Source organism: Streptomyces sp. 8L, from assembly GCF_020176795.1.
GTDB lineage: Bacteria > Actinomycetota > Actinomycetes > Streptomycetales > Streptomycetaceae > Streptomyces.
On sequence record NZ_JAIUKE010000162.1, the window covers coordinates 1 to 11,463 of the forward strand.

Annotated in this window: 10 protein-coding genes; 5 read left to right on the forward strand and 5 right to left on the reverse strand. The window is 71.4% G+C overall.

The features are described from left to right. Positions 1-121 precede the first annotated feature (121 nt). Entirely contained in the window at positions 122-3,799 is a 3,678-nt protein-coding gene (locus LCE31_RS15275; protein ID WP_225014803.1) for a glycoside hydrolase family 3 C-terminal domain-containing protein, read from the forward strand. Between the two features lie 109 nt (positions 3,800-3,908). Here LCE31_RS15275 and LCE31_RS15280 read toward each other — a convergent pair whose 3' ends face one another. From LCE31_RS15280 to LCE31_RS40430, 3 genes are all read right to left on the reverse strand, one after another. Continuing rightward, the gene (locus LCE31_RS15280) at positions 3,909-4,721 is read right to left on the reverse strand and encodes a hypothetical protein (protein ID WP_225014804.1); all 813 of its coding nucleotides are present in this window, start codon (positions 4,719-4,721) and stop codon (positions 3,909-3,911) included. A gap of 115 nt (positions 4,722-4,836) precedes the next feature. Next, positions 4,837-5,940: a methyltransferase domain-containing protein gene (locus tag LCE31_RS15285; RefSeq protein ID WP_225014805.1), complete on the reverse strand. Its 1,104-nt coding sequence runs from the start codon at positions 5,938-5,940 to the stop codon at positions 4,837-4,839. 2 nt (positions 5,941-5,942) lie between these two features. Beyond that, on the reverse strand, positions 5,943-6,077 hold the full coding sequence (locus LCE31_RS40430) for a hypothetical protein (protein ID WP_263631877.1): 135 nt from the start codon (positions 6,075-6,077) through the stop codon (positions 5,943-5,945). A gap of 297 nt (positions 6,078-6,374) precedes the next feature. On the opposite strand from LCE31_RS40430, the gene LCE31_RS15290 reads away from it, so the two are divergent. Genes LCE31_RS15290 through LCE31_RS15300 form a run of 3 tightly spaced genes read left to right on the forward strand, consistent with a single transcriptional unit; the run spans position 6,375 to position 8,004 of the window. Beyond that, positions 6,375-6,641, forward strand: coding sequence for a hypothetical protein (locus tag LCE31_RS15290; protein ID WP_225014806.1), 267 nt, complete (start codon positions 6,375-6,377; stop codon positions 6,639-6,641). Continuing rightward, positions 6,610-7,137, forward strand: coding sequence for a DUF6879 family protein (locus LCE31_RS15295; protein WP_225014807.1), 528 nt, complete (start codon positions 6,610-6,612; stop codon positions 7,135-7,137). The genes LCE31_RS15290 and LCE31_RS15295 overlap by 32 nt, the downstream gene beginning before the upstream one ends. A gap of 15 nt (positions 7,138-7,152) precedes the next feature. Continuing rightward, the gene (locus LCE31_RS15300) at positions 7,153-8,004 is read left to right on the forward strand and encodes a helix-turn-helix domain-containing protein (RefSeq protein ID WP_225014808.1); all 852 of its coding nucleotides are present in this window, start codon (positions 7,153-7,155) and stop codon (positions 8,002-8,004) included. A gap of 213 nt (positions 8,005-8,217) precedes the next feature. Here LCE31_RS15300 and LCE31_RS15305 read toward each other — a convergent pair whose 3' ends face one another. Further along, the gene (locus LCE31_RS15305; RefSeq protein ID WP_225014809.1) at positions 8,218-8,910 is read right to left on the reverse strand and encodes an SDR family oxidoreductase; all 693 of its coding nucleotides are present in this window, start codon (positions 8,908-8,910) and stop codon (positions 8,218-8,220) included. A 174-nt stretch (positions 8,911-9,084) separates the two neighbouring features. On the opposite strand from LCE31_RS15305, the gene LCE31_RS15310 reads away from it, so the two are divergent. Continuing rightward, the gene (locus LCE31_RS15310; protein ID WP_225014810.1) at positions 9,085-10,011 is read left to right on the forward strand and encodes a helix-turn-helix transcriptional regulator; all 927 of its coding nucleotides are present in this window, start codon (positions 9,085-9,087) and stop codon (positions 10,009-10,011) included. 162 nt (positions 10,012-10,173) lie between these two features. Here the strand turns inward: LCE31_RS15310 and LCE31_RS15315 are convergent, their stop codons facing one another. Further along, the gene (locus tag LCE31_RS15315) at positions 10,174-11,436 is read right to left on the reverse strand and encodes an MFS transporter (RefSeq protein WP_225014811.1); all 1,263 of its coding nucleotides are present in this window, start codon (positions 11,434-11,436) and stop codon (positions 10,174-10,176) included. Between the last annotated feature and the right edge of the window lie 27 nt (positions 11,437-11,463).

The window sequence follows — 11,463 nt, forward strand, 5'->3', positions numbered from 1 at the left end:
CCACCGCCCCCGAGGAGCAGCGCACCCGTCCGAACCCCACCACTCCCGAGGACCAGCGCGCCCGTCCGAGCACCACGAGTACCGCCGTTCGACGTCACCCCCACCGCTCAACGGAGGAACCATGCAAGGACAGTTCGCACCACCGAGAGCGCGGCGCCGCCCGCGCCGCACGGCACTCGCCGCCGCGTGCGCCCTGGCCCTGACGGCCGCGCTCACCGCCACCGCGTACGGCTCCGCGACCGCCGCCGGGCACACCACGGCCACGGCCAGGGCCGCCGCCACCCCGGTCTACCTGAACACGGCGTACTCCTTCCAGGAGCGCGCCGCGGACCTCGTGTCCCGGATGACGCTCCAGGAGAAGGTGCAGCAGCTGGCCACCAACACCGCGCCCGCCGTCCCGCGGCTCGGCGTGCAGCAGTACACGTACTGGAGCGAGGGCCAGCACGGTGTCAACACCCTGGGCGCCGACCAGAACAACGGCGGCGCGCAGGGCGGCATCCACGCCACCAGCTTCCCCGTGAACCTCGCGTCCACCATGACCTGGGACCCGTCGCTGATCTACCGGGAGACGAGCGCGATCTCCGACGAGGTGCGCGGCTTCAACGACAAGTCGCTGTTCGGCAACGGGCAGAACAACCTGGGCCCGTCCGCCGACGACTACGGCGCCCTCACCTTCTGGGCGCCCAACGTCAACCTCGACCGCGACCCGCGCTGGGGCCGCACCGACGAGGCCTTCGGCGAGGACCCGTACCTGACGGGGAAGATGGCGGGCCAGTTCGTGGACGGCTACCAGGGCAACGACCCGAACGGCAGGCCGCGGACCGGGTATCTGAAGGTCGCGGCGACGGCGAAGCACTACGCGCTCAACAACGTCGAGGAGAACCGCACCGGCATCAGCTCCGGTGTCGACGACACCGACCTGCGGGACTACTACACCGCCCAGTTCCGCTCGCTGATCGAGGACGCCCATGTGTCCGGGCTGATGACCTCGTACAACGCGATCAACGGCACACCGTCCGTGGCCGACACTTACACCACGAACGAACTCGCCCAGCGCACCTACGGGTTCGACGGGTACATCACGTCCGACTGCGGCGCCGTCGGCACCACCTGGCAGCAGTTCCCCGGCGGCCACGACTGGGCGGCGCCCGGCTGGAGCACCGACCACAAGCCGAGCCCGACCTGGACCAGCACCACCACCGGCGCGACCATGTCCGGGCAGGCGGGCGGCCAGGCGTACGCGCTGCGCGCCGGGACCGACCTGAACTGCACCGGCGACGAGGCGACCACCACCAACATCCAGCAGGCCGTCGACGCGGGCGCCCTGAGCGAGGGCGTGCTCGACAACGCGCTGGTCAAGGTGTTCACCGTGCGCATGGAGACCGGTGAGTTCGACCCGGCGTCCCAGGTCGCGTACACGAAGATCACCAAGGACCGGATCGAGTCGCCCGCGCACCAGGACCTGGCCCGTACCGTGGCGGACAACTCCCTCGTCCTGCTGAAGAATCGACACGTCTCCGGCACGGACAAGCCGCTGCTGCCGGCCGACCCGGCGAAGACCAACAAGATCGTGATCCTCGGCGACCTGGCCAACACCACGACGCTGGGCGGCTATTCAGGCGAGCCGACGAAGCAGGTCGACGCCGTCAAGGGCATCACCGACGCGGTCAAGGCCGCGAACCCGGACGCGTCCGTCGTCTTCGACGCGGCGGGCACCTCCTCCACGGCGACCGGCGCCGCGACCCTCAGTGCGCAGACGCAGGCCGATGTGAAGGCCGCCGACCTGGTGGTGGTGTTCGTCGGCACCGACGAGAACAACGCCTCGGAGGGCAAGGACCGGGCCAACCTCGACATGCCGGGCAATTACGGTTCGCTGATCGACCAGGCCACCGCCCTCGGCAACAAGAACACCGCACTGGTCATCCAGTCGGACGGCCCGGTGAAGATCGACGACGTCCAGGACAAGGCCCCCGCGATCGTCTTCAGCGGCTACAACGGCGAGAGCCAGGGCGACGCCCTCGCCGATGTGCTCTTCGGCAGGCAGAACCCCGCCGGCCACCTGGACTTCACCTGGTACAAGGACGCCTCGCAGCTGCCGGACAAGTCCAACTACGGCCTCACACCGGCCGCGACGGGCGGACTCGGCCGCACCTACCAGTACTTCACCGGCACACCCACCTACCCGTTCGGATACGGCCTGAGCTACAGCTCGTTCGCGTTCTCGCACATCAGGACCGACAAGGGCTCGGTCTCGGCCAACGGTACGGTCGACGTGAGTGTGGACGTGAAGAACACCGGCACCACGGCCGGTACGACGGTCGCCCAGCTGTACGCGGCGACACCGTTCACCGAGCCCGGCGTGCAACTGCCGGCCAAGCGCCTGGAGGGCTTCGCCAAGACGAAGCCGCTGGCGCCCGGCGCCACCCAGCACCTCACCATCCCGGTCAAGATCCCCGACCTGGCCTTCTGGGACGCGAAGGCCTCGCGCGACACCGTCTACGACGGCACCTACGCCTTCCAGGTCGGCCCGGACGCGGCGACCACGGCGGGTACGGCGAAGGTCAGGGTGACCGGGGCACTCCAGCGCAAGGTCCAGACCGTCACCGTCCAGCCCGAGGACGTCGTCCACAACGCGGGCGACACCTTCAGCCTCACGGGAAAGAACAAGTGGATCAAGGATGACACCGACCCGTCCCAGGAGCGGCGCGACCTGTCGGTGACGGCGGACCACGTGGTCGAGGCCGTCAACAACGACGAGTCCTTCACTGACCTGTCCACGGCACACGTGACGTACAGCAGCAGCGACCCGAAGGTCGCCACCGTCGACCGGGACGGGACCGTGCACGCCGTCGCGGACGGCACGGCGAGCATCAAGGTCACGGTGAACGGTGTCAGCGGTACGACGCCCGTCGTGGTGCGGAACACCCTGGCGCTCAGCTCGCCGCCCCTCGCGGACGCGGGCGCCACGTTCACCGCAAGGACCACGTACACCAACGGCGCGGCCTCCCCGGTCAGCGGTGTGACGGTCGCGCTCGACGCGCCGAGCGGCTGGACCGCCACGGCGAGCAGCCCGGCCACCTTCTCCCGGGTCGGCGCGGGCCAGGCCGTCTCCACGACCTGGCAGGTGACGGTCCCCGCGGGCACCGACCCCGCGTCGTTCGGCCTCGACGCCACCGTCACCACACCGAACGGGCAGCAGGGCGCCCAGGCGCCGGTGACCGTCCCGTACGCCTCGGTCACCGCCGCGTACGACAACTCCGGCATCAGCGACGACGCCACACCGGGCACGGGCAGCCTGGACGGCGGCGGCGCCAGCTTCTCGGAGCAGACCCTCGAAGCGGCCGGGTACACGGCGGGGCAGAACGCGACCCACGACGGGATCACCTTCCCCTGGCCCGCCACCGCGGGAACGGGCAAGCCCGACAACATCGTCGCGAGCGGCCAGGGCGTCCATCTGACCGGCTCCGGTACGAAGTTGGGCTTCATCGGCACCAGCGACTTCGGCGCCGCATCCGGCTCGGGCACCATCCTCTACACCGACGGCACCACCCAGACCTACTCGCTCGGCTTCGGAGACTGGTGGGGTACGTCGGCACCGCAGGGCAGCGACTTCGCCGCGACGCTCCCGTACCTGAACAACTCCGGTGGCCACCAGACCCAGCAGGTGCACACCTACGGCGCGACGGTGCCACTGAAGGCGGGCAGGACGGTCGAGGCCGTGACACTGCCGAACGTCAGCAAGACGGCGGCCAACAGCCAACTGGCCCTGCACATCTTCTCGATCGCGATCGGAGGCTGACACCGGACGCACACTGCCGCGCCGCCGCCCTTTCCGCGTCCAGGCCCCTTCCGCATCCGGCGGGAGGGGCCTGCGCGCGCCGCCTCGCGGGACCGGCGTCCGGCCTGGGTCAGCAGTGCGCGTTCTCCCCGTTGCGGACCACGACCAGCCGGTCGGCCTCCGCACCGAGCTTCGTGACGTCCGCCGGCACGGCGCCGGTCTCGGAGTCGCTGTTCAGTGTGTCGAGGAAGCCGGCCACGTTCTCGGGCATCAGAACGGTCAGGACCGCCATGTGCGTGCCCTTGTCGCTCGGCTCCCCCGCGCCGAGGTTCAGATCCGGCACGATCCACCCCCGCCCCGACGGTGAGGCGGCGGCCTCACCGTCGAAGCTGAAGGTGGACGTGGGGGTGTAGCGGCCCCCGGAGTCGGTGGGGCGGTCGAGCACCACCAGGGCGTCGCCGTCCGGAATCCTGCCGGTGCCGGCGAAACTCACACAGTGCGAGACCGGCCCGGTGACCGGCAGGAACTTCAGCCCCTGGGCGGAGTCCTTCAGCGACACCGGGGGCGGCGCCGCCGGAACGGCGGGTTTCCCGGGGCGGCCCTGGTAATAGACCACGGTCAGGGCGAACCCCACGAGCGCCACGGTCAGCGCGCACGCCAAGGCGTATTTCAGCCACGCCCACGCGGGCCGCAGGGAGACGACCGTCAACGGCACGGTCGCCGCGGCCAGGAGACCGAAGACGAGCAGCTTGCCGAGCGTCATGGCCGCGACGGTCAGCAGCACCCCGGCGATCGCGGGCACGGCGCCGAGCCACAGCCCGAGCCTGCCGCCGCCGGCCCTGCCCGGCGCGCCCGCCCGGTCCGGGGGACCGACGCCGTCCGGGGCGTCGCCGCCGTTCCCGGGGCCGGGTACGGTTAATTGCGGGGTTCGTGGTTCTGTCATGCGACGGAAGCTAACGAGAACGTCCGCCGGCATTACCCCGTTCGGAGGTCTGTCACTCCATCGTGGGGCGCCGGGTCGCGGGCGAGGCTGGGGAGCGCGTACACGCGAGCGGCGGTCACCGTGCCGCTGTGATGGTGTGATGAGGCTCGTGGAGCCAGACGTGGTGTCCGCCGGGTGAGACGGTGAGCCCGAACTCGTCTGCCGCCGGGGCGCCTTCTTGAACGTAGGCCCGGTGTGCGGTCTCGATCTCGGACCACAGGTCGCGCGGCCCGTACGCGTGCACCGTGCCGGCCGCCGCGGTGGCCGCCGACCCGTCCGGGCCCTGCGCCCAGACCCGCACGCCCTCGTCCGTGCGCGCGTGGTGGAGGGACACACCGGGCAGCCGCTCCCCGATGTACAGGGCGGCTCCGAGCGACAGCAGGCCGGCCGGATCCAGACCCGTGGCCGAAGCGCGGGCGCTGGAGCTGTCGACGTGAGCTCGGGCAGGGTCGCGCTGGGAGCGCATCAGCATGTACGAGGCGCCGCCGTGGAAGGTCCCCCGAGCCGTGCCGTCCGGCCGCCGCACCAGCCGCACCACGGCGCCGCTCCAGAAGTCGCGGTGCAGGGGCAGTACGAGGACTCCGCGCGGCCGCAGTTGCCCGATCCATGCCTGGGGGACGTGCCGGACGGCGCAGGTGGAGATAATCCGGTCGAAGGGCGCGGCCTCCGAGCAGCCGAGGGCGCCGTCCCCCTGCCGCAGCCGAGGCGTGTGCCCGGCCCTGGCGAGCTGCTTGTCTGCCAACCGGGCCAGTTCGGGGTCGAGTTCGAGCGAGTGCACGTGGCTGTCGTCGCCGAGGTACCGGGCCAGAAGCGCGGCGAGATGCCCGGACGCCGTGCCGATCTCCAGGACGCGGTGGGAGGGTTCGAGGTCCAGGAGGCCGAGCATGCGCGCCACCATGGACGGTTTGCTGTTGGACGACGTGGCGATGCCAGGACCGTCCTCGTCGCCGTCGTCCACCTGGAGGATGACGGGTTCGTCGGAGCCGACCAGGGACCACCACGCGTCGGGGCCGACGGGTTCGCAGCCTTCGGGGCCCTGTCGCCAGACGCGGGGCGGGATGAAGAGGTGCCGGGGCAACTCCTGCCACACGGCACGCCACCGCGGGGACAGGAGACCGCGCTCGTCCAGCGACCGGACGAGCGCGGCGTAGCTCCCCGGCGTCTCGGGGCCGAGGGACATGATCAGTGACCGGCCGCCTGCTCGTCGCCACCCGAGGGACCGGACCCGTCGGGGCTCGGCGGGGCGGGCGGCGGGGTCCACGGCTTGTCGGACGGCTCGCCCGCGTGCTTGCCGGGGTCCGCTGCTGTCCATTCCATGTGGCGCTCCTTGTTTTGTGAGGGTGGTGCGGGTCTGGCCGGGCTTGGTTCGGCGGGCGGCCCGAGGGGGACACCGCCGCTGCTGGCCCCCTTCGGCGCCGTCCATCCGTCCGGCGGTGGGTCCTCAGGAGGCCGCGCAGAGCACGCTACGGGTGCTGGGTGAGATCACGCCACGAATGTTCACGAATGTTCAAGACGCCTATCTGCACAGGTGATTGGGCCCGCGCGCTCTTGACCAATGGCCACCGACAGGTCGATGGTGGCGAACATCTGCGAACGACCAGAGAGAGGGCAGACATGTCTCCGTTACGGTTCATCGGCATCGACCCCGAGACCAACACGGGCGAGAGCCCCACGGTCTGGGTCGACGAGGACAAGCGAGAACTGGTCTTCCAGGGCTGGAAGCCCGACCCGCGGCTCGAAGCGGAATGCGCGGCATTCGAACTCCCCGGCCATGCTGTCGGCATCCCCGACACGGAGGCCGTGATCCGGATCCCCGCCCGCATGATCCCCGACATCAGGAAGGCCTGCGATGCCGCCGAAGCCTGTACCGACGTTCGCTGAACTCCTCGACAGCGCGCACCAGTCAGCCGTCCACCTGGAGATGCGCGACGCCTACGCAGTGGCCTCCGAGGCGGACGCCTTCTCCCGCTGGCAAGCCACCGGGGAGCATGACACCGACCCGGCCTCGCCCTACTGGGCGCCTTGGGTCGGCCTGATCCGCCGGACGGTCGCTCGCGGCGTCGCCGTACGCCGCGCCCGCATCGTGTCCGAGCCCGTCAGCGACTACATCCGCTACGAACACGCCGGTACCATCGTCAACCTCACCGCCGGAGAGGCCGTGCGCTGGCTGCCACGGCGCCAGGCGTCCGACATCGCCCTGCCAGGGAACGACTTCTGGCTCATCGACGGACACACCGTCCGCTGGAACCACTTCACCGGCGCGGGCGAGTCCGGCGGCGGTGAGATCAGCACCGACCCGGCAACGGCGAAGTTGTGCGCCGACGCCTTCGAAGCCGTATGGTCCCGGGCGACCCCGCACGACATGTACGAACTCTAGGCGAACGGCCAGCTCATGCCCGCGTCCCCCTCGTCCGCTGCCCAGGCGGCCCGCGAGCGCATCGCGCGCCGCCTCCGCGACCTTCGGGCAGAAGCGGGGATCACCGGGGGTGAGCTGGCGCGCCGAGCCGGCTGGACACACCCGAAGACCAGCCGCCTGGAGAACGCACGCACACCGCCGACCCCGGCCGACATCCGCGCCTGGTGCGCGGCGTGCGGCGCCCATGCCCAGGCCGACGACCTCATCGCGGCGTCCCGTGACGCGGAGGAGCAGTACACCGAGTGGCGCCGCCGCGTTCGCACCGGCCTCCGCACGTTGCAGGACAGCTACAGGCCTCTCTTCGAACAGACCCGGCTCTTCCGGATCTACTCGGGCACCCTGGTCCCCGGCCTCCTCCAGACCGAGGGCTACGCCCGCGCGCTCCTGTCCTCCAACGCGGAGTTCCTCGGGGCGCCGGACGACAGCGAGCAAGCCGCCGCCGCCCGCGTGGACAGGTCGCGCATCATCCACCGGTCCGGCCGTCGGTTCTCCCTGCTGATGGAGGAGGCCGTCCTCACGCATCAGCTGGGAACCGCGGACGCGATGGCCGCCCAGCTGGGCCACCTCCTCACCGCGGGCGCCCTCCCGTCCGTGTCGCTGGGCATCATTCCGGCAGCGACCCGCTCGCGCGGACACTGGCCCATGGAGACCTTCCACATGTACGACCAGGACCTGGTCTCCGTCGAGTTGCTGTCTGCCCGCGTCACGGTCACCGAGCCGTCCGAGATCGCCCTGTACGAAACCGCGTTCGCCCGGCTCAAGCGCCTCGCGGTCTATGGAGCGGAAGCCCGTGCCCTGGTCGTCAGGGCCATAGGGGCTCTGGCCTGAGAGCGCGACGGCGCGTCCCGCCGCTCGCCGCGAACGGTCCGACGGCACGGCTTGGTACGGCACGGCCTCCGAGGTCACCAGGGCGACGGCAGACGTGGCACACGCACCGGACCGCGGGCAGCCGGATGCCACCCGCGTGCGGCATCCGGAGACCAAGCGGTCCGAACTCCTCACCAGCGAGTACGAGCGCCGCGCTGTGACAACAAAGCGTGGTCAGGCGGGCTGCCCCATGGGCCGGATGGTCAGGGTGTTGAGGTCGACGCCCGCCGGCTGGTCGAGGGCGAGGCAGACGGCCTCGGCGACGGGCTGGGGCGGCAGGGCGAAGGGGGGAACGCCGGTGCCCTGCCAGAAGGGGGTGTCGATCATGCCGGGGTTGACGAGCGTGACACCGACGCCGCGGGTCGTGGCGTGCAGGCGCAGGTTCTCCGCGAGTCCGGTGGTGGCCCACTTGGTGGCCGAGTAGAGATTGCCGGGTGAGTTCTTCAGCCCGGCGACGCTGCCGATGAGCACCAGCCGTCCGCCAGTGGCTTCCAGGTGCGGCAGGGTGGCGTGGGCCAGCAGGGCGGGGCCGAGGACGTTGGTGAGGACCATGGGCGGCCACAGGGCCGGGTCGCCGTCCCCGATGGAGTCACCGGACATGAATCCGGCGTTGGCCACCGCCGCGTCGAGGCCGCCGAAGCGCTCCACCGTGCGGGTCACGGCCGACTCGGTGGCATGCCAGTCCGCCGCGTCCGCGACCAGGCCCAGCAGACGGTCGGGGTGGCCCGCCTCGTCGAGGAACGCCTTCAGCCTGGTCTCGTTCCGGCCGGTGACGGCCACGCGGTGGCCTCGGTCGATGAGCAACCGTGCGGTGTGGGCGCCGATACCGCTGGTCGCGCCGGTGATCAGTACGGTCTTGCCGGTCATTGCTGCTCCTGAGGAGTGGAGGGAGAACGGCGGAGGGCGCCCCGCGACGAGGGAGTGCCGTTCAATTCCGCCGACCCCACGAAACCGGCGCCGTGAGAGGGGGACAAGGTCGCGTTTATGGGGGGTACAAACACAACCTCTCTCCGCCGGGTGGGCCATGGGTACCGTGGGCGGATGGAACCTCCGCCCGCAGACCGCACCGGGAGTCACACGGACAACCGCTCGGACATCCGCGACTTCCTGATCAGCCGACGCGCCAAGCTCGCCCCGGAGCGGGTCGGACTGCCCGCAGGCCGGCGGCGCAGGGTTCCGGGACTGCGGCGCGAGGAGGTCGCGGCCCTCTCGGGCGTGAGCACCGAGTGGTACACACGGCTGGAGAAGGGCCACATCAGCGGCGTCTCCGAGGACGTGCTGGAAGCGGTCGCGCGGGCGTTGCTCCTCGATGAGGACGAGCGCGTCTACCTGCTCGAACTGGCCAGGGCGGCCCGCCCCGCCCGCCGCAGGTCGCAGCGCCGCAAGGACGTCAGGATCCCGTCTCCCGTCCAATGGATGGTGGACTCCATGACCATGGCCCCGGCCTTCGTACGTACCGGACGTCTGGACCTCGTCGCGAGCAACGCGCTGTGCAGGGCCCTGTACTCACCGATGTTCGACAGCGAGACCACGCGCGACCGGGGCTGCGCCAACTTCCCCCGTTACTTCTTCCTCGACCCCGGCTCCCCCGACTTCTTCGTCGACTGGGAGGAAGGCGCGAGGGCCACGGTCGCGGTGCTCCGGGCCGAAGCCGGACGCGAACCCCACGACCGGGCCCTGCGTGAACTCGTCGGCGAACTGTCCACGCTCAGCCCCGACTTCCGCACCATGTGGGCCAGCCACGACGTCCGGATCCATCACGAGGGCGCCAAGCGGCTGAACCATCCCGAAGTCGGCCGTGTGGAGATGACCTTCCGCTCCCTGGACCTGCCCCTGCCCCAACGGGCCGTCCACGACCTGATCATCTACGCCGCCGAACCGGGCACCCCCTCGGAGGACCGCCTCAGACTCCTCGCCAGTTGGGCCGCACCGCAGGGACAGCTGGACAGCGCCGCGGGCCTCTCGTGACGCGTACGGTGTGACGACGGCGGCACACACGACGACCGCGATGCCCAGGGCCGCGCCGACGATGCCGCCGAGCGGGCCGATGGCGGTCGGGCTCCAGCAGGGCGGTGGGTCCGCGGCTGGGTCGTGGCGCCGGAAGCCGACGAGAGCGTCCGGCGGGGCCCCTCACCCCTCCGGGAGACGCTGGACGGCGGGCGGCGCGGAGACCGCGGTCCGGGTGAATGCCCACAGGAGCAGGGCGGCGAGACTGATCCCGGCGCCCAGCGCGCAGACGGCAAGCCAGCCCGCCGCCGCGTACAGGGTGGTCGCGGCCACGGCGCCCGAGGCGCTGCCGATCGAGTAGAAGACCATGTAACCGCCGATCAGCCGGCTCCCCGCCGCCGGGTGCAGTGCGTGGATCAGGGTCTGGTTGGTGACATGGACCGCCTGTACGGCGAGATCGAGGACGACCACTCCCGCCGCCAGTGCCCACAGCGAGTGCCGTGTGCAGGCCAGGGGCAGCCAGGAGACGGCGAGCAGGGCCAGGCCGATGCCGGTCGTGCGGCCGGCGAAGCCGCGGTCGTTCCACCGGCCGGCCGCGGTGGCGGCGAGGGCGCCCGCGGCTCCGGCCAGCCCGAAGGCTCCGATCTCCGTGTGGGACAGGGAGAGCGGGGGCGCGCTGAGCGGCAGGGCGACGCTGCTCCACAGGGTGCTGAAGGCCGCGAAGATCAGGAGGGCGAGCAGGGCCCGTACGCGCAGGAGGGGTTCGCGCGCGAACAGTGTGAGGGTGGAGCGCAGCGCTTCCCCGTACCGCCCGGACCCTGGCGCCGGCTTGACGCCGGCCGGCAGCAGGCGGTGGAGCGCCAGGGCGAGTACGCCGGTGAGGGCGGCCGAAACGAGGTAGACGGAACGCCAGCCCGCGAGGTCGGCCAGCAGACCGGACACGGTCCGGGCGAGCAGGATGCCGGTGACGACGCCGCTGGTCACCACGCCGACGACCCGGCCGCGCTCCCCGGAGGGCGCGAGGAAGGCGGCGAAGGCGACCAGGGTCTGGGTGACCACGGCGAGCAGCCCCACGGCAGCCAGGCCCGCCAGCAGGAACGCCGCACTGCCCGCCAGGCTCGTCGCCGTCAACGCCATTGCTAGTAGGAGGAGTTGCGTCACGATCAGGCGTCTGCGGTCGAGCAGGTCACCCAGCGGCACCAGGAAGAAGAGCCCCAGCCCGTAGCCGGTCTGCGTGAGGGTCACGATCGCGCCGACCGTCCCCGTACTGATCGAGAAGTCACGGCCCAGCGTCACCAGGAGCGGCTGCGCGAAGTACACATTGGCCACGGCCGCCCCACTGGCCACGGCGAAGAGCAGGGTGGTCCCCCGGGAGAGAGTGAAGCCCGCCCCCCCCCCCCCCGCCCCCCCCCCCCCCCCCCCCCCGCCCCCCCGCCGCCCCCGCATCCCCGCCCCCGCGGTTTAATAATGCTT

Excerpts from the sequence above, each read along its gene's own strand:
- LCE31_RS40430 (WP_263631877.1), bottom strand. The coding sequence starts at position 6,077 with ATGGAATGGACAGCAGCGGACCCCGGCAAGCACGCGGGCGAGCCGTCC.
- LCE31_RS15275 (WP_225014803.1), top strand. The coding sequence starts at position 122 with ATGCAAGGACAGTTCGCACCACCGAGAGCGCGGCGCCGCCCGCGCCGC.
- LCE31_RS15315 (WP_225014811.1), bottom strand. The coding sequence starts at position 11,436 with ATGCGGGGGCGGCGGGGGGGCGGGGGGGGGGGGGGGGGGGGGGCGGGG.
- LCE31_RS15280 (WP_225014804.1), bottom strand. The coding sequence starts at position 4,721 with ATGACAGAACCACGAACCCCGCAATTAACCGTACCCGGCCCCGGGAAC.
- LCE31_RS15285 (WP_225014805.1), bottom strand. The coding sequence starts at position 5,940 with ATGTCCCTCGGCCCCGAGACGCCGGGGAGCTACGCCGCGCTCGTCCGG.
- LCE31_RS15300 (WP_225014808.1), top strand. The coding sequence starts at position 7,153 with ATGCCCGCGTCCCCCTCGTCCGCTGCCCAGGCGGCCCGCGAGCGCATC.
- LCE31_RS15290 (WP_225014806.1), top strand. The coding sequence starts at position 6,375 with ATGTCTCCGTTACGGTTCATCGGCATCGACCCCGAGACCAACACGGGC.
- LCE31_RS15305 (WP_225014809.1), bottom strand. The coding sequence starts at position 8,910 with ATGACCGGCAAGACCGTACTGATCACCGGCGCGACCAGCGGTATCGGC.
- LCE31_RS15310 (WP_225014810.1), top strand. The coding sequence starts at position 9,085 with ATGGAACCTCCGCCCGCAGACCGCACCGGGAGTCACACGGACAACCGC.
- LCE31_RS15295 (WP_225014807.1), top strand. The coding sequence starts at position 6,610 with ATGCCGCCGAAGCCTGTACCGACGTTCGCTGAACTCCTCGACAGCGCG.